This window comes from Micromonospora sp. NPDC005172 (assembly GCF_040608555.1).
Lineage (GTDB): Bacteria > Actinomycetota > Actinomycetes > Mycobacteriales > Micromonosporaceae > Micromonospora.
Map to the genome: position 1 here is coordinate 1 of NZ_JBEXIL010000030.1, position 24,679 is coordinate 24,679.

Below are 24,679 nucleotides of genomic sequence, written 5' to 3' on the forward strand. Positions count from 1 at the left end.
GGGGGCCGACCGGGAGGTCGCCGCCGCCGCCGACGCGGCGCTCGACCGGGTCGGCCTCGCCCACCGGGGTACGGCCCTCGCCGGCACCCTGGCCCACGGCGAGAAGCGCAAGTTGGAGATCGCGTTGCTGCTCGCGGGTGAGCCACGGGTGATGCTGCTCGACGAGCCGATGGCCGGGGTCAGCGCCGAGGACGTGCCCGAACTGGTCACGGTCATCAAGTCGTTGACCCGCGACAGCGGCCGTTCGGTGCTGATGGTCGAGCACCACATGGACGTGATCCTGGAGCTGGCCGACCGGATCGCCGTCATGCACCACGGCGCGCTGCTGGCCTGTGACACACCGGAGACGGTGATGGCGAACCCCACGGTGCAAGAGGCCTACCTGGGGGAGGCGCTGTGAGCGCGAGGAGTGAGCCGGGTTTGCGAGCCCCGCAGTCGCGAACCTCAGGTGGTGCTGTGAGCGCGAGGAGTGAGCCGGGTTTGCGAGCCCCGCAGTCGCGAACGGAAGCAACTCAGCTGGAACCCATTCTCACCGTGGAGGACCTGTCGGTCCGGATCTCCGGGCTGCACATCCTCCAGGGGGTGTCCTTCACCGTCGCCCCGACCGGCGTGACGGTCCTGCTCGGTCGCAACGGCGTCGGCAAGACCACCACGCTGCGTGCGATCGTCGGCCTCACCCCGCCCGCCGGGGAGGTCCGCGGCACCGTCCGGATGGGCGCGCAGAGCCTGCTGGCCCGGCCCACGCACCGGCTGGTCCGTGGCGGGCTCGGCTACGTACCCGAGGACCGCTGCGTGTTCGCCGGCCTCACGGTCGCGGAGAACCTGCGGCTCGCCGAGCGGCGGGGCACCACCCCGGCGTACGACAAGGTCTTCGCGCTCTTTCCGGAGCTGGACCGGCGCGGACGCCAACGGGCGGGATCGCTCTCCGGCGGGCAGCAGCAGATGCTCGCGATCGGACGGGTGCTGCTCAACGACAACCGGCTGCTGCTGGTCGACGAGCCGACCAAGGGGTTGGCGCCGAAGGTGGTGACCGAGGTGGCCGAGGTGTTGGAACGGGTCGCGGAGTCGGTGCCGGTGCTGCTCGTGGAGCAGAACCTGGCCGTCGTACGCCGACTGGCCCGCGACGCCGTGGTGCTCTCCGCGGGCCGGGTCGCCTGGACCGGCAACGCGCAGGAGTTGCTGCTGGAGACCGCGTTGACGAAGTCGCTGCTCGGTGTCGGTTCGGAGGTTCCGGTGAGTGCGAGGAGTGAGCCGGGTTTGCGAGCCCCGCAGTCGCGAACGAAGGGTGGCCCGGTGAGCGCGAGGAGTGAGCCGGGTTTGCGAGCCCCGCAGTCGCGAACGAAGGGTGGCTCGGCATGAGCACGGTGATCCTGTTGGCGCTGACCGGGCTCGGCCTGGCGGCGCTGTACTTCCTGGTCGCCTCCGGTCTCTCCCTGGTGTTCGGCCTGGCCGACGTGCTCAACTTCGCGCACGGGCTGTTCCTCGGCGTGGGCGCGTACGGCACCTGGTGGGCGGCGGGCAACCTGCCGGGCGCGGGGTCGGACGGGTTCGGCTTCGTGCTCGCGGTCGCCTTCGGGGTGGCCGCCGGCACGCTGGTGGCGGTGCTTGTCGAGCTGGTGCTGATCCGTCCGCTCTACTCCCGCACGATCGAGCAGGTGCTGGTCACCGTCGGTCTGTCGCTGGCCGGGGTGGCGCTGCTCCAGGCCACCTGGGGGGCCGACGCGCGGCCGTTCCCGCGTCCGGAATGGACGCGGCAGGTGACCGGAATACTCGGCGCGCAGGTGCCCAACGGCGGCCTGCTGCTGATCATCGCGGCGGTGCTGGTGCTCGGCGCGATCCTGGCGTTCCTGCGCTGGACCCGGTACGGCCTGGTGATCCGGGCCGGGGTGGAGAACCGGGAGATGGTGACCGCGCTCGGCATCGACGTCCGCAAGGCGTTCACCCTGGTCTTCGCGATCGGCGGGGCGGCGGCCGCGCTCGCCGGGGCGCTCGGCGGGGTCTACTTCGGCACCGTCTCGCCCGGCCAGGGCGGCTCGCTGCTGATCTTCGCGTTCATCGTGGTGGTGATCGGCGGGATGGGCTCGGTGGTCGGCTCCGCGTACGCGGCGGTCGTGGTCGGGCTGGTGCAGCAGTTCGTCAACTACTACGGCACATCCGGGCTCGGCGACATCTGCGTGGTCGGGCTGCTGGCCGTGGTGCTGCTGCTACGCCCGCAGGGCATCGCCGGAAAGGTGGCAACGGCATGACGGTCATCGACGCGCCTCCCGCGCAGGTGCCGGACGAGTTGACCCCGCAGCGGGGGCGGTGGCGTCGGGTCCGGCCATTCCTGCCGCTCGTCGCGCTGGCCGTGCTGGCGATCCTGCCGTACTCGACGATCTCCCTGCCGGGGATCTTCGAGGGGCCGGTCAACTCACCCGGCACCCTGCAGATCCTCGCCATCTGTCTGATCTTCGGTGGGCTGGCCGCCGGGTACGACCTGCTCTTCGGCCGTACCGGCATGCTCTCGTTCGGGCACGCGCTCTACTTCGCGGCCGGTGTGTACGGCACCGACGTCCTCGTCACCCGGGCCGGTCTGCCGCTGTGGCAGGCGGCGCTGCTGACCATCACCGGCGGCACCATCCTCGCCGCGCTGCTCGGCGCGGTGGCGCTGCGGACCGTGGGCATCGCGTTCGCCATGGTCACGCTCGCGTTCGCCCAGGTCGGGGCGATCCTGGTGGCCCGGGACTTCGGTGGGCTGACCGGCGGCGAGGAGGGTCTTCCGCTGGACGTGTCCGGCCTGCCCGCCGGGCTGGTCGGGGTGACCAACACGGTCAACCTGTACTGGCTGGCGCTCGCCTACCTGACCCTGGTGGTCTTCGTGGTGCACCGCGTCAGCGGATCGCCGACCGGTCGGGTGCTCGCCGGACTGCGCGACGACGAGCGGCGGATCGGTGTGCTCGGGCTGGACCCGTACCGCTACAAGCTGGTGGCGTTCACCCTGGCCGGCGGGTTGGCCTCGGCCGGCGGGGTGGTCTACGTCCTGATCGTCGGCGGCGCGTCGCCGCACATCACGTCCTCCGAGCTGACCCTGTCGCTGCTGGTCATGGTGGTGCTCGGCGGGCCGGGCACCCGGTGGGGACCGGTGCTGGGCGGCGTCCTCTACATGTACCTGGACCACCGGCTCACCGCCTTCGGTACGAGCGACGCGGTCGACAACCTGCCGGCCGTCCTCAGTCACCCGCTGAGTCAGCCCCTGTTCGTCCTCGGCACGGTCTTCATCCTGGCTGTCTACTTCTTCCCCGGAGGCCTGACGAGCCTCGCCCCCCGCCTAACCGCCCTGACCAAAGCCCTCCGCCCCCGTCCCTGACCCCACCCCCACCCCACCCCCCGCCCCCGCCCCCGCGTCGGCCCCGCGCGGGCCCCCGGGCGGCCGGCCCGGGTGGGGGTTGGGGGAGGTGGGTTGTGGTGTGGCGGCCGGCTGCTGCTGCTGCCAGGAAGTAGGCGTGGTCGGCGTCCAGGGCGCGGCCCATGGTGGACAGGGGGACAGGGCTGGCGCGCAGCGCGGCGTCCAGGCCAGCCGTGGGCACCGTCACGATCCGGTGCCGGGCCGCCAGTGGGGCCAGGGCCGCGTCGACCTCGGCGGCCAGGGCCGGGTCCAGGCCGTCGGGCACCACCAGCTCCGCCGGGGCGAGCGCCACCCGGCCGTACGCGGTGAGACTGTGGTGCGACACGCCGTTGTGCCGGGGGCGGGGGTCGGCGTCGGAGATGCGCAGCGAGCCGACCGGCCGCCCGCCGAGCGTGGCGATCGCGTTGACCGCCTCGCCGACGGCGACGCCGGAGAAGCCCCACCGGGTGCCCGTGCCCAGATTGCCGGGCCCCTGCGCCACGATGGCCACGTCGGCGCGCAGCACGTGCCGGGCGGCGAGCAGACCGCCGTGCAGGGTCGTCGCTTCCAGGTCGCCGCCGAACGCCTGCCCGACCGTGATCGTCCCGGCCAGCTCGTCGCGTAGACCGGCGAGAGTGCGGGAGAACCAGGCCGGCAGCGCCCCACCGTCGGTGAGCAGGTACGCGACCCGCGCCTGCGGGGCGTCGACCCGGATGCCGGCCAGGATCGCCGGCAGCGCCGAGTGCAGGTCGGCGGTCACCACCGGCATGCCGCCCAGGTCGTCGGCGTCGGCCAGCACGGCGCGGTGCGGGGAGGCCTCCTCGTCCACGCCGAGCAGGATCGGTTGCAACGGCGTGTAGCGGGCCTTGACCAGGTGCCCGGCGTCGCGGGTGTCGGCGGCGTCCGGCGGGTCCGGGGGCAGCCGGTCCGGCAGCGCCACCACGAGGGCGTACCCGCCGGTGCCCAACCCCATCAGCAGCGCGCCGGCGTTGAGCAGCACCCGGTCGCCGGGCTCGGGCGTGCCGACCAGCTCGGGATAGGCCAGCGCCCGCATGCGCGTGCCGTCGGGCAGGTCGACGTCGAGTTCCACCGCCCCGGTCCACTGCCGCCGCAGCGCCGCCACCGTCCCCGTACGCCATCGCACCATGACGGGCACGCTAGCCGCGCGGGCGCGGCGGACCGCGACCGGGTGCGACGCCGGCGTGATCAGGTGGGGTCGTCGCCGAGCGGCGCGGCCTGGGTGTGTCGGGCGTTGCCGGTGGCGCCCGGCTGCGAGCGGGTGGGGTCGAGGAACACGAAACGGATCTCCGGGTACCGCTCGGTGAGCCGCCGCTCGGCCTCGTCGGCGGTGGCCTCGATCTGCGCGCCGGTGGCCTCGTCACGGAAGTCGACCTTGGCGGCGACGAGGATGTCGTCCGGGCCGAGCTGCATGGTCAGCAGGGTGTCGATGCGGTCCACCTCGGGCAGTTCGGCCAGCTCCTGTTCGATCTCGTGGCGGAGTCGCTCCGGGACGGCCCGGCCGACCAGCAGCGACAGGTTGTTGCCGGCGAGGACCCCGGCGACCGTCAGCAGCAGCAGGCCGATCAGGATCGACGCGACGCCGTCCCACACCTCGTCGCCGGTGGCGTGCGACAGGCCGACGCCGAGCCCGGCCAGCACGAGGCCGATCAGGGCCGCGCTGTCCTCCAGGAAGACCGCCTTGACTGTGGTGTCGGCGGTGAGCCGTAGGAACCGTCGGGGGGTGGTCTGCCAGCGCTCGGATTCGCGGCGAACCTGCCGTACGGCCCGGGCCAGCGAGATCGACTCGATGACGAACGAGACCGCCAGCACGATGTACGACACGAGGTAGTCGCCGCTGTGCTCGTGCACGAGGATCGTGGTGACGCCGTGGGTGACGGCGAAGCCGGCGCCGGCCACGAAGGTGAACATGGCGGCGAAGAACGCCCAGACGTAGGCCTCCTTGCCGTACCCGAAGGGGTGTCGCTTGTCGGCCGGGCGGGCCCCGCGGCGTAGCGCCTGGAACAGCAGCACCTCGGTGGTGGTGTCGGCGACCGAGTGCGCGGCCTCGGACAGCATCGCGGCCGACCCGGAGATCAGGCCGGCGACCAGCTTGGCGACCGCGATGGCGAGGTTGGCCACGCCCGCGACGACCACGGTGCCGACGCTCTCGCTCTCGGTCTTCATCCCGGCTTGCGACATGAGGGCAACCCTATGACCGTGGGCGGCGGCGCGCCGGGGGAGAGGCCCGATCCGAACAAGTGTGCGGCACGCCCGCGTGGGTGCACGTCCTGGGCGTGTCGGCTGCTAGCGTCTACCGCGTGTCGCGGACCCGCACCGAACGCCTGGTCAACCTGGTGATCTGCCTGCTGTCCACGCGACGGTTCCTGACCGCCGCGCAGATCGCCGCGACCGTGCCCGGCTACGAGCACGATCCCGACGACGCGCGTGACCACGAGGCGTTCCAGCGCAAGTTCGAGCGGGACAAGGCCGAGCTGCGCGAGCTGGGCGTCCCGCTGGAGACCGGCACGGCCAGCGTCTTCGACGCCGAGCCGGGTTACCGCATCGCCCACCGTGAGTATGCGCTGCCCGACATCCCTCTCGAACCGGACGAGGCCGCCGCCGTCGGCATCGCCGCGCGCCTGTGGCAGCACGCCGGGCTGGCCGCCGCGGCGTCGTCCGGGCTGGCCAAGCTGCGCGCCGCCGGGGTGGACGTGGACCCGCAGGCCACCCTCGGCCTGGAGCCGATGGTCACCGTCGACCCCGCGTTCGCGCCGCTGACCGCCGCCGCCCGGGACCGCCGCGAGGTCGGGTTCGACTACCGGGTACCCGACCGGGACGCCTCCAGCCGCCGCCGGCTCCAACCGTGGGGCGTGGTCTGCTGGCGGGGGCGGTGGTACGTGGTCGGTCACGACCTCGACCGGGACGCCACCCGCTGCTTCCGCCTGTCCCGGGTCGTCGGCACGGTCCGGGTGACCGGTGCGCCCGGCGCCTACCAGCCGCCGGCCGGAGAAGACCTGATCAGCTACGTGGCCCGGTGGTCGGGGCCGGTGGAGCGCACCGGCCGGGCGACCGTGCTGGCCGCGCCGGGGCGGGCCGCCGGCCTGCGCCGCTGGGCGGTCGAGGTGACCGCCGGGCCGGACGGCGACCGGTTGGTCCTGCCGTACGCCGACCCGGACGGTCTGGCCGGCCACCTCGTCGGGTACGGCCCGGACGTGCGGGTGCTCGACCCGCCGGAGGTCCGGGAGGCCGTCATCCAGCGCCTCAAGGAGATCGCGGTCCGCCACGACGAGCTGGCGGTCTCGGGAGGTGCCCGGTGACCCGTCCGACCGCCCGTGGCGGTTCCAAGACCTCCGCCGACCGGCTGGCGCGCCTGCTCAACCTGGTGCCCTACCTGTTGGCCCGCCCCGGCATCGAGGTCGCCGAGGCGGCCGGTGACCTGGGCGTCACCGAGCGGCAGCTCCGGGAGGACCTGGAGCTGCTGTGGGTGTGCGGGCTGCCCGGGTACGGCCCCGGCGACCTGATCGACATGGCCTTCGACGGTGATCGGGTGACCATCACCTACGACGCCGGTATCGACCGGCCGCTGCGGCTCACCCCCGATGAGGCCCTCGCGCTCGTGGTGGCGCTGCGGATGCTCGCCGAGACCCCCGGCGTCGCCAACCGGGAGGCCATCGAACGAGCCCTCGCCAAGATCGAGGATGCCGCCGGTGACCTGGTGGGTGCCCCGGTTGCGGTGCGGCTGCCCGGGGACAGCCGCCGGGTCGAGGCGCTGCGCGCCGCCGTGGAAGGCGGCCGGGCGCTGCGGATCACCTACTACACCGCCGCCCGGGACGAGACCACCGAGCGCGTGGTCGATCCGCTGCGGATGCTGATGGTCGGCGGTCGGGCGTACGTGGAGGCGTGGTGCCGGCGCGCGGAGGCGGTCCGGCTGTTCCGCGCCGACCGGATCGACGCGATCACCGAGCTGGACGAGCCGGCCACCGTCCCGCCGCAGGCCGTCCCGCACGACCTCACCGAGGGCGTCTTCCGCCCGTCGCCCGACCTGCCGCTGATCACCCTGCGGATCGGGCGGGGCGAGCGGTGGATCACCGAGTACTACCCGTGCGAGCGGGTCGAGGCGGGCGACGGCGAGCAGTGGCTCGTCTCGCTGCGCGTGACCGACCTCGGGTGGGCGCGACGCTTCGTGCTGGGCCTCGGCCCGGACGTCGCCGTGGTCGCCCCGGTCGAGCTGGCCGAGCAGGTCCGGGCGTCCGCGTCCGCCGCGCTCGACGCGTACGCGGTGCCCGCGCCGGTGACACGGCTGCCCGACGGCGAACCGGCGGCCGCGGCAGCCGCCGTGCCGTCGGGCGATCCGGCGGTGGCCGGCCGTACCCAGTAGGCTGGCCGGCGTGCTGATCTGGATCGTGCTCGCGCTGGTGCTGCTCCCACTCGTGGCGCTCGCGCTGGCCGTGCGCCCGGTGCTGGCCCGACTGCCCCGGCTGCGTCGCGCCGCCGAGGCGTTGCAGCGCCGGGCCGGGGAGGCGGAGTCGCTGCGGGAGACCGCCGAGGCGTTGCAGCAGCGCGCCGAGGGCGTCCAGCGTCAGCTCGACACCGCCCAGCAGCGCCTTGAGCTGATCAAGGCCAAGCGCGGCTGACACTGCCGTCGGCCCGTGTGGTTGACGGACCATCGCGCGTTGGTCAAGACTTCACCGGCCGGGCCGGACCACCACCACCCGGCGGGTGGCATCCGACCGATCCGCACGTACGATGGGCTGCGTACCACCCCCCGGACACAGAGCGACTGGAGCTTCTCATGGGTGCCCTCAAGCCGTGGCACATCGCCGTTCTCGTGGTTGTGCTGATCCTGCTCTTCGGCGCGAAGCGGCTTCCCGACGCGGCCCGCTCGCTGGGTCGCTCGCTGCGGATCATCAAGGCCGAGACCAAGAGCCTGCAGGACGACGACCGCGACCTGGCCGAGAAGGCCGACGCGCAGGCCGGCTACCAGCCGCTGCCGCCGCACGCCGGTCAGCAGGCGCCGTACGCCGAGCAGCCGCAGCAGCCGCCGTACCAGCAGGCGCCGGCGCAGCAGCCGGTCGTCGACCCGGTGCACCGCGTCCGCGACAACTGACCGAAGGGCCCTGGCACCGTGGCCTTCGCCCTGCGTAAGCGTGGCCCGAGCGAGTTCGAGCGGGCCTCCGACGGCTCGATGACGCTCATCGAGCACGTCCGTGAGCTGCGCAACCGCCTCTTCCGCGCCTCCTTGGCGATCATGATCGGTTTCGGTTTCGGCATCTGGTTGGCGACGCCGGTCCGGGTGCTGCTGTCGAAGCCGTACTGCGACCTGCCGCAGTCGATCGATCTGGCGACCGGCAAGTGCAAGTTCGTCCAGCTCGGCGTGGCGGACGTCTTCCTGCTGAACCTCAAGATCGGCCTGTGGGTGGGTCTGATCATCGCGGCGCCGATCTGGCTCTACCAGCTCTGGGCGTTCATCGCGCCGGGCCTGCACCGACACGAGCGGCGGTACGCGTACATCTTCACGGCCCTCGCCGCGCCGCTGTTCGCGGCCGGCGCGGTGCTGGCCTTCTTCGTCACCACGAAGGGCCTCGAGTTCCTGCTCAACGTGTCCGGCGACGACATCGCGACGAACCTCGAGGTCACCCGGTACATCTCCTTCGTCACCAACCTGATCCTGCTGTTCGGGGTGGCGTTCGAGTTCCCGCTGATCGTGCTGATGCTCAACTTCGTCGGCCTGGCCAGCGCGAAGCGGTTGCTGAGCTGGTGGCGGGTGGCGATCTTCGTGTTCTTCGCGTTCTCCGCAGTGGTCACCCCCACCCCCGACCCGTTCGGGATGACCGCCCTGGCCGTCTGCCTCTCCGCGCTCTACTTCGGCGCGGTGGGCATCGCGTTCATCAACGACAGGCGGCGGGGTCGCGGCAAGGAGGTCTACGCCGGTCTCGACGACGACGAGGTCTCGCCGCTGGAGTTCGACACGGACCCGGTCGTGGCCGGGCAGCGGGTCGACGCGACCGCGCCGATCGGTGCTCCCGAGCCGATCGCGAAGCCGGCGCCCATCGAGCGCCGCTACGACGACATGACCTGACGGCCTCGCGCCGTCCGTTCCGTCGACGCCGTTCCCGCTTCGCGGGGGCGGCGTCGACGCATATCGACCGGGTCGGCCGCCGGGAGCGCTACCAACGAAGGATGAACAACGTGTGTACGACGAGTACGGTGCTGGCCGTGACCGCGAAAGATCTTCGGCCCGGACCGGCGGAGGACGCCGTGTCGGCCGCTGGCCCGGTGGCCGTTCTCGCCAACCCGACCGCTGGTCGGGGACGGCGTCGGGCCCTGTTGCCCCGTCTGCTGGACGGGCTGGCCGCCGCCGGTCGCCCGGTCCGGGTGCTGTCGGCGACCACTCCGGGCGAGGCGGAGGCGGCCTGTCGGGCGGCGGTCGCCGAGGGAGCGGGCGCGCTGGTCGCCATCGGCGGGGACGGCACCGTGCACCGGGCGCTGCAGGCCGTGGCCGGCACCGAGATCCCCTTCGGACCGGTGCCCGCCGGCACCGGCAACGACTTCGCGATCGACACCGGATTCCCGGCCGATCCCGTCGCCGCCGTGGAGGTGATCGTCGAAGCGCTACGCGCCGGCCGGAGCCGCCAGGTCGACCTGGCCCGGATGACCGGCGCCGACGGCACCGAACGCTGGTACGGGGCGGTCCTCGCGGCCGGCTTCGACGCGATCGTCAACGAGCGGGCGAACCGGATGCGGTGGCCGCGCGGGCCTCGCCGCTACGACCTGGCGATCCTCATCGAGATGGCCCGACTGAAGCCCCGGCCCTACTCGATCCGCCTCGACGGGGTGCTCCACGAGATGGACTCGGTGCTCGTGGCGGTGGGCAACTGCCCGTCGTACGGCGGTGGGATGCGGATCTGCCCCGACGCCGACCCGACCGACGGCCTACTCGACGTCGTGGTGGCCGGCCGGGCGGACCGGCGGACCATGATCCGGGTCAAGCCGTACATCTACCAGGGCACCCACGTCGACCACCCGGTGGTGAGCAGCTACCGGGCCCGTACGGTGGAGTTGGCCGCCGAGGGGATCGTCACGTACGCCGATGGGGAGCGCTCGCTGGGGCTGCCGGTGTCGATCACCGCGGTGCCGGGGGCTCTGCGGCTGCTGCGCTGACCCGTACCGCGCCGATGCTGGCGGCGATGACCAGCACGATGGCGACGCACTCGGCCACGGTCAGCGCCTGCCGCAGCACCAGCCAGCCGGCGAGGGTGGCGGCGGCCGGGCCGAGACTCATCAGCACCGCGAACGTGGCGGTGGGCATCCGGCGCAGCGCCAGCAGTTCCAGGGTGTAGGGCAGGCCGGAGGCGAGCACCGCGAGGGCGGTGCCGAGGGCCAGCACGGGCGGGTCGAGCAGGACCGCGCCGCCGTCGGCGATGCCCAGCGGCAGAGTGACCAGCGCGGCGAGGGTGAGCGCGAGGGCCAGCCCGTCCGCACCCGGGAACCGGCCGCCGACGCGGGCGCTGAGCACGATGTACGCGGCCCACATGGCGCCCGCGCCGAAGGCGAACGCCACGCCGGCCGGGTTGAGTCGGTCGAAGCCACCCTGCCCGAGCAGAGCCACCCCGGCCAGCGCGAGCCCCGCCCAGCACCAGCTCGCCAGCCGGCGGGCGGTGAACACCGACAGCGCGAGCGGGCCGAGCACCTCCAGCGTCACCGTCGGTCCGAGCGGGATTCGCTCGATGGCCTGGTAGAACAGCGAGTTCATGCCGGCCAGGGCCAGCCCGAACGCGCCGACGGCGAGCCAGGCCGAGCGGTCGTGCCCGCGCAGGCGGGGCCGGCACACGACGAGCAGCAGCACCGCCGAGATCGTCAGTCGCAGGGTCACCGCGCCGGCCACCCCGGTGCGGGGGAAGAGCAGCGCGGCGACGGCGGAGCCGAACTGCACCGACAGCGCCCCGCCGAGCACCAGCGCCACGGGGACGACGCCACCGCGCCGTTCGGGTGGCGCGTCGGTCGGGGCCGACGTGGGCAGCAGGGTGTCCGTCACGGCCCTGACGCTAGGTGGTCGGCCCCCCTGGCTCTCCGGGGGGTACGCCCGACGAACGCGAGCCACCGTCGTCGCAGGCGCCCGAGCGCACGACACGACCGAAGGTGTTCGCCGCTGCGGTGCTACCAGCGTACGGTTTCCGGTATGACCAGCGCGATGCGGAAACTGTCCATCTCCGTCCCACCCGACGTGGCGGAGCGCCTGGAGCGCGAGGCCAACGCCAGCGCCTACATCACCCAGGCCGTCCGGGATCGGATGCGTCTGGACGCCCTGGACGCTGAGCTGGCCCACCAGGGCATCCAGATCACGGACCAGGGTGTGGCCGAGGCGCGCGCCCGCCGTGCCGCCGTCGAGGCCGACTGGTCGCCGGAGCGGCGGAACGCGCTGCGTGAGCGGGCACGCCAACACATGCGGGACACCGCCGACCAGCCCGCCGCGTGAGCGCCGGGGATGACCGGCCGGTCCGGCTCGTGCTGGATCGGTCGGCGCTACTGGCGTACCTGGCGGGCTCGGTGCATGTCGGGGAGCCGCTGCACGAAGTCATCCAGGACCGCAACAGGTTCGGTGTGACCGCCGTGACCGTGGCGGAGGCCTTGGCGATCGTCAGCGACCCGAAGGACCGGACGACGCTGCACCGGCTGCTGACCCTGGACGCCTGTGCGGTGCTCTCCACCGAAGGGCGCTCCTGGCATGAGCTCAGCTACTGGCGGACGGTGACGGGTCGGGTCGATCTCGCCACCACGGTGCTGGCCGTGCTCGACCATGACGCCTCGATCCTGACCGGGGAGGACCGGTACGGCGACGGCGAGCTGCCGGTGATCCGTATCCCGACCTGACTCAGGCGGGCAGCGCCAGGTCCAGGACCGCGCCCAGCCCGTTCTCGCGGCCGGGGTCGGCGGCCGGCAGCACCAGCACCGCGCAGCCGGCGGCCACCGCGCCGGCGTCGGCCGGGGTGTCGCCGACCATCAGCGTCTGCTCGGGATCGACGCCCAGCATGCCGCAGGCCCGCCAGAAGATCGCCGGGTCGGGCTTGCAGCGCCCCACCTCGTACGACAGCACGAACGCGTCGACGAGGTCGGTCAGCCCCCAGGCGTCGAAGTGCGGTCGCAGGTCGAAACCGATGTTGCTGACCACCGCCACCCGCACACCGGCGTCGCGCAGCGCGGTCAGCGTGGGGGCGGTGTCCGGGTACGGCAGCCAACCCTCGGCCACGAGCAGCCGCTCGTACAGCGCGTCGGCGAAGCCCTCGATGCCCGTGTCCACGGTCTCGGCCAGCCCGGTGTACGCCCCCCGGTGCGCGTGCGGGTAGAGGTCCCGGTCGGCCCACAGCTCGGCGAGCCGGGGTGGAACCCGGGCCGGTAGTGGCCCGCCCGCACGGCCGGCGGTGAGCAGGCGGTCGGCCAGCGAGGTGGCCCGGACCGGGTCCAGGGTGACGCCGCACACCGCCGCGGCTTCCCGCACCCACTGCCGAGGCTCCTCCACCTGGGCGAGGGTGCCGTGGAAGTCGAAGAGCACCGCCTTGACGGGCCGTCGCGACGCCCGGGCCGTGGTGGCATCCGCGGCACTGCCCGGCGGACTGGTCTGGGGCGGTTCGGCATGGTCCGGCACGCCGTGCACCCTACCGACCCCCGCCGACGACCCCTCGGGACGGCCTTGTGGGGTGCACTGTCCCGACACGCACTAATCTTGGTGCCATGTCGAGCCCCGCCGAGCGGTACGCCGCGGCGCGCCACCGGGCCGCGCAGGCCGCACAGTTTCCGGCGCTGGACGAGTTCGCCCTCGATCTGGGGTTCGACCTCGACGACTTCCAGCGCGAGGCGTGTCAGTCGTTGGAGCGGGGCAGCGGTGTGCTGGTGTGCGCCCCGACCGGCGCCGGCAAGACGGTGGTCGGCGAGTTCGCCGTACACCTGGCTCTGCGGGGGCGGCCCGACGACCCGGCGGCGGCCGACGGCGCGGCGACGCCGACGACCCGGCGCAAGTGCTTCTACACGACGCCGATCAAGGCGCTGTCCAACCAGAAGTACCACGACCTGGTCGCCCGGTACGGGGTCGAGCAGGTCGGTTTGCTGACCGGCGACAACGCGATCAACGGCGACGCGCCGGTGGTGGTGATGACCACCGAGGTGCTGCGCAACATGCTCTACGCGGGTTCCAGCACCCTGCGGGGGCTCGCCTACGTGGTGATGGACGAGGTGCACTACCTCGCCGACCGCTTCCGTGGCGGCGTGTGGGAAGAGGTGATCATCCACCTGCCGGAGTCGGTCACCCTGGTCTCGCTGTCGGCGACGGTGTCCAACGCCGAGGAGTTCGCCGACTGGCTGGTCACCGTGCGCGGTGAGACCGCCGTGGTGGTCAGCGAGCACCGGCCGGTGCCCCTGTGGCAGCACATGCTTGTCGGCAAGCGGATGTTCGACCTGTTCCACGACGCCGACGCCGCCCGCAAGCACGACGTGCACCCGGAGCTGCTGCGTTACACCCGCGACACGATGCGCCGGCTGGAGTTGGGCGAGGGGCGCAGCGCCGGGCCGGGCGCCGGTCGGCGTGGTCCCCGCTGGCGTGGCCCGATCCGGCCGGACATCGTCGACCGGCTGGACCGCGAGGGTCTGTTGCCGGCCATCCTGTTCATCTTCAGCCGCGCGGGCTGTGCCGCCGCCGTGCAGCAGTGCCTGGCCGCAGGGCTGCGGCTCACCTCGCCCGAGGAGCGCGCCGAGATCCGCCGGGTGGTCGAGTCCCGGGTCACCGCCATCCCCGGTGAGGACCTGACGGTGCTGGGCTACTGGGAGTGGCTCGACGGCCTGGAGCGCGGCCTCGCCGCCCACCACGCCGGCATGCTCCCGGTGTTCAAGGAGGTCGTCGAGGAGTTGTTCGTCCGGGGCCTGGTGAAGGCGGTCTTCGCCACCGAGACCCTGGCGCTCGGCATCAACATGCCGGCACGCTGCGTGGTGCTGGAACGCCTGGTCAAGTACAACGGCGAGGCGCACGTCGACCTGACGCCGGGGGAGTACACCCAGCTCACCGGCCGCGCCGGCCGACGGGGCATCGACGTCGAGGGGCACGCCGTGGTGGTGTGGTCCCCGGAGACCGACCCACGGCACGTGGCCGGGCTCGCCTCGACCCGCACCTATCCGCTGCGGTCCAGCTTCCGGCCGTCGTACAACATGGCGGTGAACCTGGTCGGCTCGGTCGGCGCGGAGCCCGCCCGGGCGCTGCTGGAGTCCTCGTTCGCCCAGTTCCAGGCCGACCGGTCGGTGGTCGGCCTGGCGCGGCAGGTGCAGCGCAACACCGAGACCATCGAGGCGTACGGCGCGGAGGCCGCCTGCCACCACGGCGACTTCGACGAGTACTTCGCGCTGCGGGTGGCGATCGCCGACCGGGAGAGGTCCATCGCCCGGCAGGGGCAGACCCAGCGCAAGGCCGCCGCCGTGGCGTCGCTGGAGCGCCTGCGGGTCGGCGACGTGATCCGCGTGCCGTCGGGCCGGCGCGCTGGCCTGGCGGTCGTGCTGGACCCGGCGACCGGCGGGTTCGGCGAACCCCGTCCGCTGGTGCTCACCCAGGACCGCTGGGCGGGACGGGTCAGCCCGGGCGACTTCACCACCCCGGCCGAGGTGTTGGCCCGCATCCGGGTCCCCAAGCACTTCAACCACCGCTCGCCGGGTGCCCGGCGGGATCTGGCCGCCGAGGTCAGCGGCACCGGCCTGGACCGGCACGGAGGTCGCCGCGGTGGCCGTTCCCGGCAGACGCCCGGCGAGGACCACCGGCTCAGCCAGCTCCGCACCGAACTGCGCAACCACCCCTGTCACGCCTGCCCGGAGCGGGAGGAGCACGCCCGCTGGGCGGAGCGCCGCCACCGTCTGGAGCGCGACACCGAGGAGCTGCGCGAGCGGGTGTCCGGGCGTACCGGGTCGCTCGCGCGGACGTTCGACCGGATCGTCGCGCTGCTGACCGACCGTGGTTACCTCGCCCGCGACGGCGCGGTCACCGACGCCGGACGGATGCTCGGCCGGATCTGGACCGAGGCGGACCTGCTGGTCGCGGAGTGTCTGCGCCGACGCGTCTGGGACGGGCTGTCCCCGGCCGAGCTGGCCGCCGCGGTGTCCGTGGTGGTCTTCGAGGCGCGCCGCGACGTCGACGAGCGGGCGTCCCTGCCGCGCGGCCCGGTGGCCGACGCCGTGGACGAGACGCTGAAGCTGTGGGGCGAGATCGAGGCGGACGAGGCCGCGCGCGGGCTTGCGGCGACCCGGGAGCCGGATCTGGGCTTCGCCTGGCCGGTCTACCGGTGGGCGCGGGGTGAGGCTCTGGCCAAGGTGCTCGGCAGCGGGCACGAGATCGACGGCGAGATGCCCGCCGGTGATTTCGTCCGCTGGGCGCGGCAGGTCGTCGACCTGCTTGGTCAACTTTCCGACTCCGGTGGCGCGTCGCCGGAGCTGCGCTCCACGGCTCGACAGGCGATCGCGGCCATCAACCGAGGTGTGCTGGCGTACCACACCTCTGCCTGATAATCACTTTCGGTCAACGGCCTCGGCGAATCGACGCATCGTACGGTCACCACAAAGGCACCCCGCGAATAGCCCGAGGGTGCTATTGCGCCTGCTCGGAGCACACCTGATCATTACCCCGGCGCCGTTCCTGCGCGCCGGTAACGAATGGGGAGAGCAACCGCCGTGGCGGACATCAATCACTTTGAGTACGGGTGGATCACGCCCGCGCTGAGCTACGCGCTGTCGGTGCTCGGGTCGATCCTCGGGCTCGTCTGCGCCGGCCGTATCCGTGGGGCCCGCACCGCCGGGCAGCGCGCCTGGTGGGGCCTTCTGTCCGCCTGGGCCCTCGGCGGCACCGCCATCTGGGCGATGCACTTCATGGCCATGCTCGGCTTCGCCGTCGACGGGACCCGCATCCGGTACGACGTGCCGCTCACCGCCGCCAGCACCGTCATCGCGGTGGTCGCGGTCGGCATCGGCCTGGCCATCGTCGGCACCGGCCAACTGAACCCGGTACGCCTCGTCACCGGCGGCGTGTTCACCGGTGCCGGCGTCGCCGCCATGCACTACACCGGCATGGCGGCGATGCGCCTCAACGGCAGCCTCGGCTACGACACCACCCGCGTCGTCCTCTCGGTGGTGATCGCGGTCGTCGCCGCGACCGTCGCGCTGTGGCTCGCGATGACCGTCCGGCGTGGCCTGGCGATCTTCGGCTCCGCGCTGGTCATGGGCGTCGCCGTGAACGGCATGCACTTCACCGGCATGAGCGCGCTCTCGGTGCACCTGCACGAACGCTCGGGTGGGGTGACCGGCGCCGGGGTGAGCGCGTTGCTGGTGCCGATCGTCGTAGCGGTGATCTTCGGGGTGGTCGGGCTGCTCTACGCCCTGCTCGCCGCTCCCACCGACGACGACCTGGCCGCCACCGCGTACCTGGACGCGCGTCGGGCCCAGACGTCCGCGCCGGTCACGCCGGAGGCCGCCCCGGACCCGGTCGGGCTGCGCGCCCGTTCCACCCTCGGGCAGCCCGGCACCCCGTTCCCGTCCCGCCGGGACACGCCGCCGCGCTGACGCCGCCAGGCCGCCACCGAACCGCCGCCGTTGCGAGGCCGTCGCGGCGATGCCGGGCGTGCTCGCCCGTGCGCGACGGCCGCGTCTCATCCCGCTGACCGAGGCGATCCCGCCGTGCGACCGGCGCGGTGTGTCGGTGTTGAATGCGGGGGTGTCCGCCACCCCGCGAGTCAACCGGACACAGAGGAGGGTGAGATGAACTTCCAGCGCCTCGGACCGAGCGGCCAGGAGATCCCGGTCGTCCAGCACGACGGTACGACCTTCGACCTGCGGCCACTCACCGCCGACCTGGACGGGACGTTCTGGGCTTCGGAGGGGATCGCGCGGACGCGGGCGGCGCTGGACGGCGGCGAGCTGGCCGAGCTGCCCGACGCGGACAGCCTGCGGGTGGGAGCACCGGTGGCGCGTCCCGCCAAGATTGTCTGCATCGGGCTCAACTACCGCGACCACGCTGCGGAGACCGGCGCGGCACTGCCCGCCGAGCCCGTGGTCTTCATGAAGGACCCGATGACCGTCGTCGGGCCGTACGACGACGTCCTCGTTCCGCGTGGTTCGACCAAGACCGACTGGGAGGTCGAACTCGCGGTCGTCGTCGGGAAGACCATCCGGTACGCCGAGTCTCCCGAGCAGGCCCTGCGGCACGTCGCCGGGTACGCGGTGTCGCACGACGTGTCCGAGCGCGCCTTCCAGTTGGAGCGTGGCGGCCAGTGGGACAAGGGCAAGAGCTGCGAGACCTTCAACCCGCTGGGGCCGAGCCTCGTGCCGGCCGACGAGGTCGGCGACCCGCAGTCGCTCGCGCTGCGCCTGTGGGTCAACGGGGTGCTCCGCCAGGACGGGTCCACCGCGAACATGATCTTCCCGGTGGCGCACGTCCTGTGGTACCTCAGCCAGTTCATGGTCCTGTACCCCGGCGACGTCATCAACACGGGAACGCCGGCCGGGGTGGCGCTCGGCCTCCCCGACCATCCCTATCTGCGCGCCGGTGACGTGGTGGAGTTGGAGGTCGCCGGCCTGGGCCGCGCACGTCAGACGTTGGTGGCGGCATGACCCCGGAGTTCGCCGGGCTGGCCGCGATCGTCACGGGCGGCTCATCCGGGATCGGTCGCGCGACGGCCGTGGAACTGCGCGCCCGAGGCGCCCGGGTGGCCGTCCTCGACCTCGACCCGAGCGGGCTTGAAGATGGCATCGTCGGCATCACCGCCGACGTGTCGAGTCGGCCGTCGGTGGACGCGGCGGTCGCCGCGGCCGCCGAGGCGCTCGGCGGCCTCGACGTGGTGGTCAACAACGCCGGTATCGGCGCGACCGGCACCGTCGCCGACCAGAGCGACGACGAGTGGCACCGCGTGCTCGACGTCAACGTGGTCGGCATGGCGCGGGTCGTCACCGCCGCGCTGCCCTGGCTGCGTCACTCCGACCACGCGTCGGTCGTCAACCTCTCGTCCATCGCGGCCCTCAACGGCCTGCCGGGCCGCGCGCTCTACTCGGCCAGCAAGGGCGCCGTGCTGTCGCTGACCCTCGCCATGGCGACCGACCACGTCCGCGAGGGCATCCGGTTCAACTGCGTCTGCCCGGGCACCGCGGACACGCCCTGGGTCGGACGGCTGTTGGCGCAGGCGGACGATCCGGCCGCCGAACGCGCGGCGCTGCAGGCCCGCCAACCCATCGGACGACTTGTCACCCCGGACGAGGTCGCCAACGCGATCCTCTACCTCGCGTCGCCGCGCTCGGCGTCGACCACGGGTACGGTGTTGGACGTCGACGGCGGTGTCACCCACCTGCGGGTCCGGCCGTGACGACGGGCGGGGGTGTGCCGTGCGGATCGCACTGTTCGTGACCTGCCTGGCCGACACCATGTTCCCGCAGGCGGCCACGGCGACCGTACGGCTGCTGGAACGGCTCGGCCACGACGTGGTCTTCCCGACCGAGCAGACCTGCTGCGGGCAGATGCACGTCAACACCGGTTACCAGCGCGAGGCCGTGCCGCTGGTGCGCCGGCACGTGCGGACCTTCGACAGGTACGACGTGATCGTCGCGCCGTCGGGCTCCTGCGTCGGGTCGGTACGCCACCAGCACGCGATGGTGGCCCGGCGTGCGGGTGACGAGGGTCTGGCCAGCCGGGCCGAGTCGGTGGCCGAGCGGACGTACGAGTTGTCGGAGCTGCTCGTCGACGTGCTCGGGGTGACCGACGTGGGCGCGTACTACCCGCACCGGGTCACCTACCATCCGACCTGTCACTCGCTACGGATGCTGCGGGTGGGTGACCGACCGCGACAGTTGCTGCGCGAGGTGCGCGGCCTCGACCTGGTCGAGTTGCCGGCGGCGGAGCAGTGCTGTGGTTTCGGCGGCACGTTCGCCGTGAAGAACCCGGAGACGTCCACGGCGATGTTGGCGGACAAGATGCGTCACGTGCTGGACACCGGCGCCGACGTGTGTGCCGCCGGCGACGTGTCCTGCCTCATGCACATCGGCGGCGGACTGTCGCGGCTGCGTACCGGGGTGCGCACCGTGCACCTCGCCGAGATCCTGGCGTCGACGGAGACCAGCGGCGCAGCGGCGGCCCGGTCGTGACCCGCCCGACGTTCCTCGGCATGCCGACGACCGCGCCGCCCGGCGTGGGGCACCTGCGCGGCGACGAGTCGTTTCCGAGCGCCGCGCGGCGCAGCCTGGCCGACCCGCAACTGCGGCGCAACCTGCGGCACGCGACGACGACGATCCGGACCAAGTCCGGAGCAGTGATCGCCGAGCAGGCCGACTGGGAGGAGCTGCGCGCGGCCGGCGCGGCCATCAAGGCCGACACCCTGCACCGCCTGCCCGAGCTGCTGGAACAGCTCGAGGTGAAGGTCGCCGCAGCCGGTGGTGTGGTGCACTGGGCGGCGGACGCCGTCGAGGCCAACCGCATCGTCACCGACCTCGTCCAGGCGACCGGCGCGGACCGCGTCATCAAGGTCAAGTCGATGGCGACCCAGGAGATCGGCCTCAACGAGGCCCTGGAGGCGGCCGGGATCACCGCCGTCGAGACCGACCTCGCGGAGCTGATCGTGCAGCTCGGCGACGACCGGCCGAGCCACATCCTCGTACCCGCGATCCACCGCAACCGCGCCGAGATCCGCGAGATCTTCCTCCGCGAGATGCCCGGCGTCGACCCCGCGCTGACCGATGACCCGCCGGCCCTGGCGGCCGCCGCACGCCGGTTCCTGCGCCAGACCTTCCTGAGGACGCCGGTGGCGGTGTCCGGCGCGAACTTCGCCGTCGCCGAGACCGGCACCCTCGCCGTGGTGGAGTCCGAGGGCAACGGCCGGATGTGCCTCACCCTGCCGGAAACCCTCATCACCGTCATGGGTGTGGAGAAGGTGGTGCCCACCTGGCGCGATCTGGAGGTCTTCCTCCAACTCCTACCGAGGGCCTCGACGGGGGAGCGGATGAACCCGTACACCTCGATGTGGACGGGCGTCACCCCGGGCGACGGACCGCAGGCCTTCCACCTGGTCCTGCTGGACAACGGGCGCAGCGCGGTGCTCGCCGACGAGGTCGGCCGGCAGGCGCTGCGGTGCATCCGCTGCTCGGCGTGCCTCAACGTGTGCCCGGTCTACGAGCGTGCCGGCGGGCACGCGTACGGGTCGGTGTATCCGGGGCCCATCGGCGCGATTTTGTCGCCGCAGCTCACCGGCATCGAGGACAACGCGTCCCTGCCGTACGCGTCGACGCTCTGCGGTGCCTGCTACGACGCCTGCCCGGTCAAAATCAACATTCCGGAGCTGCTGGTACACCTGCGCGCCGAGGTGGTCGAGTCGCGGCAGCGGCCCACCGCCGAGTCGATCGCGATGGCCGCCGCCGCGTACACGATGGACCGACCCCGGCTGTACGCGGCCGGGCAGCGCGCGGCCCGGCTGAGCCGGCTCGCCGGTCGGCGGGGTCGAGGTCTGCCCCCGCCGCTGAACGGCTGGACCGCCAGCCGGGACCTGCCCGACCCGCCGGCACAGACGTTCCGCGAATGGTGGGCCGAGCGGTGACCTCCCGGGACCTCGTCCTCGGCCGGCTCCGCGCCGCGCTCGCCGCCGGTACCCAGGCCCCGACACCGGTGCCGCGCGACTACCGGCGGACCGCCGACGTGGACCTCGACCAGTTGGCGCAGCGGTTGACCGACTACCGGGCCCACGTGCACCGGATCACCGAGGCCGCCGTCGCCGACACGATCGCCGACATCCTGCCGGCGGGCGGCACTGTCGTCGTACCCCCGGGTCTGTCACCCGCGTGGCTGCCGGCGACGGTGACCGCGCTGCCCGACGACGGCCTCGACCACGCGCGGATCGGCGCGGCGGACGGCGTCGTCACCGCCGCCGCCGTCGCCATCGCCCAGACCGGGACGGTGGTCCTCGACGGCTCGCCCGACCAGGGACGCCGTGTGCTCAGCCTGCTGCCGGACCTGCACGTGTGCGTGGTCCGCGCCGACCAGGTCGTGGCCACCGTGCCCGAGGCCCTGCGACGGCTGACGCCGCAACGCCCACTGACCTGGATCAGCGGACCGTCGGCCACCAGCGACATCGAGTTGATCCGCGTGGAGGGCGTGCACGGCCCCCGCCGCCTGCACATCCTCCTACTGCCCTGAGGTCAGGCCTCTGCCACGTAGACGCCCTTGCCGGGATGCCCCTCGACCAACCCGCGATCCCTGAGGATCGTCATGACCCGGTTGATCGTGGAGATGTGCACACCGTGCTGCTCGGCCAGTTCCCGCGTGGACGGTAGCTTCTCGCCCGGCGCGAGCTCCCCGGACCTGATCCTCCCCGCTATCTCGTTGGCTATGCGCCGGTAGTCCACGCGCTCGGTCGGCATCAACCGATCTCCGAGGGTCGGAGTTGGCTCAGCACGGTGGGGTCGGTGATGCGGTCGTCGGCGGCGAGCATGATCGCCTTGGACAGGATCGTGGCGAGCATGGCGTCGTCGTCGAACGGCAGGTGCAGGCGTCCGGTCTGCTGACGCGCCGCCACGATGCACAGGTACCTGTCGTCGGGCTCCATCATGATGTTGCCCGAGCCGAGGTGGATGCGGTACGCCCGCAGGTTGCCCCGCACCCGCAGGTACCGCTCCGCGAGGTCCACCCGGCCCGCGATGGCCATCCGGGGCAGCAGTCGGGCCAGCGCGTCCCGGCGTACCTGCGCCGACGGGGTCAGCTCCGCCACCGCCGTCCGGTGCCAGTAGGCGGAGAACCGGTCCTCACCGCGGTCGGCCCACTGCGGGTCGGTGGCGATCGAGGTGACGCCGACGAACAGGTCCACGTCGCGCATGGCCTCGGTGAACACCAGCAGTGGCACGTCGATGACCGGCGCGGGTTGCCACGTCTTCCCGTCGTGTCGGGCGAAGCGCACCTGGTCGGTCGAGCAGTACTCGACGTCGTAGCGGCGCTCCTCCGGGTCGTCGACCAGCGCGTGGTGGAAGGACGCCTGCCACGCGCCGCCGCCGAAGACCTTGGTGGCCTCGCTGTCGTAACCGCCGTCCCAGGTGCCGAGGTAGCCGGCCTGCCAGCCGCGGGCGCGCATCAGGGCGTTGGCCTGCCGGTAGCGCAGGATGTGCGCGGCGAACCGGTTGGAGTAGGTCTCCGTCTTCTCCTCGGCCGGCGTGCGCAGATAGACCTCCCGGAACGCCTGCTTGAACGGCTGCGTCAGGCCGGCGTCGACCAGATGACCGCGCCAGGCCAGCACCTCGGCCGTGCTCGCGCGAGCGGGATGCCACAACCGGACCGGCCCGTGGTCGAGGGCGTGGCCGTCCCGGTCGACGATCGCCCACGCGCCGCCGTTACGCCGGGGCAGACCGGCCGTCCAGCGCTGGCCGTCAGTGCTGACCTCCCACAACAGGCGCCGCCCGTAGGTCGCGGTCACCGGGTGGTCGAGGAAGCGCGACGACCATTCGGGGTACGACCAGACGCGCTCCTCCGACAGCAGCCCCTCGACTCGCTGGCGCTCGCTGACGAGGGTCGCGCCGACCTGCTTGACGAGAGCCCGCAACTCGGCGAGGTCGTCCTCGTGGGACTGCTTCACCTGGGCCGGAACGCCCTTCAGGGTGACCTCGTCGCGGGCGAAGACCAGGCGCGCCCGGTCGCCGACGATCTCGACTGTCGCCGCGTACGGGCCGACCGCTCTGCGCAGCTGACCGTCCGGTCCGAGCCCGTGGTCGTCGACGGCCAGCTCCATGACCTCGCTGAACGACCACCCGCGTCGCGCCCCGAGCTGGGTCAGCGCTGTCTGGACCCGGCTCCGCACGGCCTTGTTCCGGACGGTCATCGCGAGTCGGGCCAGCGTGCGCAGCGGCACGTCGCCGTCGCGGTCGGCCAGCAGGCGTACCGCCGCGAGCGCCGTGCGCGAGGCGTACGGGAATCCGGCGGCCTCGCGCGGCGCGGACGCCGCGCTGGCGGTGGCCCGTGCCAGCAGCTCCGTCGCCCTCTCGTCGCGCGCGCGCGACAGTGCCCAGACCAGCCCGCGCAGGAGGCGGTCGGTGTCGTCGTGGACGCTCCGCCCGTGGGCGGTGAACGCGTCGAGGAGCCGGCGGACGACCTGCCGGCCGCCGTGCGCGGCCACGAGCAGTTCGTCGAGGCGGCGCAGCCACTTCGCGGTCGCCGCCGGCTTGTCCAGTGCGGCGCAGTGCTCCAGCAGCTCCGGCACGCCCGATGCGGCGAGGTCAGCGTCCAGGTGGGCGCGTACGGCGGGCCCGAAGCTGTCCCCGTCGTGCAGCAGCCAGGACGGCAGGCGGCTGCCGGTGGCGCGGTCGATGGCCTGGCCGAGCAGCGTGACGAAACGTCGTCGGGGCGCCGCCGCGATGAAGTAGTCGTCGACCAGCTCACTGCTCAGGGCGCGCAGCGCCGGCACCAGATCGGCCAGTTCGGCGGCCGTCAGGCGCGGCGCGATCACCGCGGGCAGCTCCAGGTGGGCGCCGTTGTCGAAGCAGGCACCCTCAGCGGCGACGTGCAGGCACCACAGCAGGTCCGCGCGCGTGAAGGGGAGATCACCGGAGGCGAGAGCACGCACCACGTCGTTCAGCGCGGTCGGGGTCGACGCGGACGCCGACTCCCGGTGCATGGCCAGGGCGGCGCGGCGACGGTCCTCGGCCGACCACGATTCCACGGTGGACCACTCGGGCACGTTCGTCACCGAGGATCCCCAGTAGTAGGTGCTGGCGATGCCCAGCACCGCGCGGATCCGTTCGCCGGCGTCGGCGAGACCGATCTCGACCTGCCGCCGGTCCGTGTCGCCCAGGTGGGGGAGCAGCGCCGTCCAGTCGCCCATGTCAGCCACCCACCAACGCGACGAGCCGGACGAACGCCACGTCGAGGTCGGCCCGCAGGTCGATCTCCTCGTCGAGGTCGTCGACCTGGTGGTCGCCGATCAGCAGCAGGAAACCGTTGTGGGCGAACGCGGCACAGGCCCGATCCGCCTGCGCCTCCCAGTCGAGTCGCCGGCCCGGGGCGACCCGGTAGCCGTTCAGCGTGGCCTCCGTGTCGGTCGGCTGCACCAGGCCCCGGAAGTGCCGCGGCCGCTCGGCGTTGAACCGCGCCACCTCCTCGCGGACCCGCAGCCGGACCAGCTCGCGCGCGGAGATGCGCTCCGGCAGGCCCGTCAACGGCCAACTGTCGACGGGTCTGCCGGTCGCCGTCTCGTCCCGAACGATCACCGTGACCATGCGTTGTGCTCCTTGCCCTGAGGTGAGCGGCAGCATGGCACAACCGTCCGACGAAAAGCGGGCACC

The 24,679-nt window shown here is 72.9% G+C and carries 24 protein-coding genes and 2 pseudogenes; 19 read left to right on the forward strand and 7 right to left on the reverse strand.

The genetic code is table 11. The features are described from left to right. The 4 genes and pseudogenes from ABZV06_RS20495 to ABZV06_RS20510 all read left to right on the forward strand — a co-directional run. Nucleotides 1–400 (forward strand): ATP-binding cassette domain-containing protein (locus ABZV06_RS20495; protein ID WP_355623370.1); only part of this gene is annotated, 400 nt, incomplete at its 5' end. A gap of 116 nt (nt 401–516) precedes the next feature. Beyond that, nucleotides 517–1,224, forward strand: a pseudogene (locus ABZV06_RS20500) (ABC transporter ATP-binding protein); the annotation flags it as partial. 131 nt (nt 1,225–1,355) lie between these two features. After that, nucleotides 1,356–2,246, forward strand: coding sequence for a branched-chain amino acid ABC transporter permease (locus ABZV06_RS20505; RefSeq protein WP_355245133.1), 891 nt, complete (start codon nt 1,356–1,358; stop codon nt 2,244–2,246). Next, nucleotides 2,243–3,346, forward strand: coding sequence for a branched-chain amino acid ABC transporter permease (locus ABZV06_RS20510; RefSeq protein WP_355623372.1), 1,104 nt, complete (start codon nt 2,243–2,245; stop codon nt 3,344–3,346). Before ABZV06_RS20505 ends, ABZV06_RS20510 begins: the two co-directional genes overlap by 4 nt. Nucleotides 3,347–3,446: 100 nt before the next feature. On the opposite strand, the pseudogene ABZV06_RS20515 reads toward ABZV06_RS20510, so the two are convergent. Both ABZV06_RS20515 and ABZV06_RS20520 read right to left on the reverse strand, forming a co-directional pair. Beyond that, nucleotides 3,447–4,511, reverse strand: a pseudogene (locus tag ABZV06_RS20515) (DUF3866 family protein); the annotation flags it as partial. Nucleotides 4,512–4,570: 59 nt separating this feature from the next. After that, nucleotides 4,571–5,563 (reverse strand): cation diffusion facilitator family transporter, encoded by a 993-nt coding sequence (locus ABZV06_RS20520; RefSeq protein ID WP_355623375.1) that lies wholly within the window; start codon nt 5,561–5,563, stop codon nt 4,571–4,573. Nucleotides 5,564–5,682: 119 nt separating this feature from the next. Here ABZV06_RS20520 and ABZV06_RS20525 point away from each other — a divergent pair, with 119 nt between their 5' ends. From ABZV06_RS20525 to ABZV06_RS20550, 6 genes are all read left to right on the forward strand, one after another. Next, complete coding sequence (locus tag ABZV06_RS20525) at nt 5,683–6,681, forward strand: WYL domain-containing protein (RefSeq protein WP_355623378.1); 999 nt, start codon at nt 5,683–5,685, stop codon at nt 6,679–6,681. Further along, entirely contained in the window at nt 6,678–7,742 is a 1,065-nt protein-coding gene (locus ABZV06_RS20530; protein WP_355233538.1) for a YafY family protein, read from the forward strand. Before ABZV06_RS20525 ends, ABZV06_RS20530 begins: the two co-directional genes overlap by 4 nt. A gap of 10 nt (nt 7,743–7,752) precedes the next feature. Next, complete coding sequence (locus ABZV06_RS20535; protein ID WP_355233540.1) at nt 7,753–7,998, forward strand: hypothetical protein; 246 nt, start codon at nt 7,753–7,755, stop codon at nt 7,996–7,998. Nucleotides 7,999–8,156: 158 nt separating this feature from the next. Continuing rightward, a complete protein-coding gene (gene tatA, locus ABZV06_RS20540) occupies nt 8,157–8,471 on the forward strand; it encodes a Sec-independent protein translocase subunit TatA (RefSeq protein ID WP_355623381.1) in 315 nt (104 codons plus the stop codon). 18 nt (nt 8,472–8,489) lie between these two features. Next, nucleotides 8,490–9,443: a twin-arginine translocase subunit TatC gene (tatC, locus tag ABZV06_RS20545; protein ID WP_355233544.1), complete on the forward strand. Its 954-nt coding sequence runs from the start codon at nt 8,490–8,492 to the stop codon at nt 9,441–9,443. Nucleotides 9,444–9,544: 101 nt separating this feature from the next. Beyond that, on the forward strand, nt 9,545–10,525 hold the full coding sequence (locus tag ABZV06_RS20550) for a diacylglycerol kinase (RefSeq protein ID WP_355623384.1): 981 nt from the start codon (nt 9,545–9,547) through the stop codon (nt 10,523–10,525). Here the strand turns inward: ABZV06_RS20550 and ABZV06_RS20555 are convergent. Further along, nucleotides 10,488–11,384, reverse strand: coding sequence for an EamA family transporter (locus tag ABZV06_RS20555; RefSeq protein ID WP_355623475.1), 897 nt, complete (start codon nt 11,382–11,384; stop codon nt 10,488–10,490). The two genes, ABZV06_RS20550 and ABZV06_RS20555, sit on opposite strands and share 38 nt — an antisense overlap. Nucleotides 11,385–11,543: 159 nt before the next feature. On the opposite strand from ABZV06_RS20555, the gene ABZV06_RS20560 reads away from it, so the two are divergent. Together ABZV06_RS20560 and ABZV06_RS20565 are read left to right on the forward strand one after the other, a co-directional pair. Then, nucleotides 11,544–11,840, forward strand: a complete 297-nt coding sequence (locus ABZV06_RS20560; RefSeq protein WP_355623387.1) for a hypothetical protein — start codon at nt 11,544–11,546, stop codon at nt 11,838–11,840. Further along, on the forward strand, nt 11,837–12,235 hold the full coding sequence (locus tag ABZV06_RS20565; protein WP_355623389.1) for a hypothetical protein: 399 nt from the start codon (nt 11,837–11,839) through the stop codon (nt 12,233–12,235). Before ABZV06_RS20560 ends, ABZV06_RS20565 begins: the two co-directional genes overlap by 4 nt. Nucleotide 12,236: 1 nt before the next feature. Here ABZV06_RS20565 and ABZV06_RS20570 read toward each other — a convergent pair whose 3' ends face one another. Beyond that, a complete protein-coding gene (locus tag ABZV06_RS20570; RefSeq protein WP_355233562.1) occupies nt 12,237–13,007 on the reverse strand; it encodes an HAD-IA family hydrolase in 771 nt (256 codons plus the stop codon). Nucleotides 13,008–13,093: 86 nt separating this feature from the next. Here ABZV06_RS20570 and ABZV06_RS20575 point away from each other — a divergent pair, with 86 nt between their 5' ends. The 7 genes from ABZV06_RS20575 to ABZV06_RS20605 all read left to right on the forward strand — a co-directional run bounded on the left by ABZV06_RS20575 (nt 13,094) and on the right by ABZV06_RS20605 (nt 21,551). Continuing rightward, nucleotides 13,094–15,895, forward strand: a complete 2,802-nt coding sequence (locus ABZV06_RS20575) for a DEAD/DEAH box helicase (RefSeq protein WP_355233564.1) — start codon at nt 13,094–13,096, stop codon at nt 15,893–15,895. A gap of 165 nt (nt 15,896–16,060) precedes the next feature. Next, nucleotides 16,061–16,945: an MHYT domain-containing protein gene (locus ABZV06_RS20580; protein ID WP_355623392.1), complete on the forward strand. Its 885-nt coding sequence runs from the start codon at nt 16,061–16,063 to the stop codon at nt 16,943–16,945. Nucleotides 16,946–17,140: 195 nt separating this feature from the next. Beyond that, entirely contained in the window at nt 17,141–17,992 is an 852-nt protein-coding gene (locus ABZV06_RS20585; RefSeq protein WP_355623395.1) for a fumarylacetoacetate hydrolase family protein, read from the forward strand. Continuing rightward, nucleotides 17,989–18,738, forward strand: coding sequence for an SDR family oxidoreductase (locus tag ABZV06_RS20590; protein WP_355233570.1), 750 nt, complete (start codon nt 17,989–17,991; stop codon nt 18,736–18,738). Before ABZV06_RS20585 ends, ABZV06_RS20590 begins: the two co-directional genes overlap by 4 nt. 19 nt (nt 18,739–18,757) lie before the next feature. Then, nucleotides 18,758–19,513 (forward strand): (Fe-S)-binding protein, encoded by a 756-nt coding sequence (locus tag ABZV06_RS20595; RefSeq protein ID WP_355233572.1) that lies wholly within the window; start codon nt 18,758–18,760, stop codon nt 19,511–19,513. Between the two features lie 20 nt (nt 19,514–19,533). Then, nucleotides 19,534–20,955 carry a LutB/LldF family L-lactate oxidation iron-sulfur protein gene (locus tag ABZV06_RS20600; protein WP_355623398.1) on the forward strand — a complete coding sequence of 474 codons (1,422 nt, stop codon included), beginning with the start codon at nt 19,534–19,536 and terminating at the stop codon, nt 20,953–20,955. Beyond that, nucleotides 20,937–21,551, forward strand: a complete 615-nt coding sequence (locus ABZV06_RS20605) for an LUD domain-containing protein (protein WP_355623401.1) — start codon at nt 20,937–20,939, stop codon at nt 21,549–21,551. Before ABZV06_RS20600 ends, ABZV06_RS20605 begins: the two co-directional genes overlap by 19 nt. Nucleotides 21,552–21,553: 2 nt before the next feature. On the opposite strand, the gene ABZV06_RS20610 is transcribed toward ABZV06_RS20605, so the two are convergent. From ABZV06_RS20610 to ABZV06_RS20620, 3 genes are read right to left on the reverse strand one after another with little or no spacing between them, the layout of a single operon-like run. Next, nucleotides 21,554–21,775, reverse strand: a complete 222-nt coding sequence (locus ABZV06_RS20610) for a winged helix-turn-helix domain-containing protein (RefSeq protein WP_355233576.1) — start codon at nt 21,773–21,775, stop codon at nt 21,554–21,556. After that, nucleotides 21,775–24,219: a DUF4132 domain-containing protein gene (locus tag ABZV06_RS20615; RefSeq protein ID WP_355623478.1), complete on the reverse strand. Its 2,445-nt coding sequence runs from the start codon at nt 24,217–24,219 to the stop codon at nt 21,775–21,777. The genes ABZV06_RS20610 and ABZV06_RS20615 overlap by 1 nt, the downstream gene beginning before the upstream one ends. A gap of 1 nt (nt 24,220) precedes the next feature. Beyond that, a complete protein-coding gene (locus ABZV06_RS20620) occupies nt 24,221–24,613 on the reverse strand; it encodes a hypothetical protein (RefSeq protein WP_355623404.1) in 393 nt (130 codons plus the stop codon). Nucleotides 24,614–24,679: the final 66 nt, after the last annotated feature.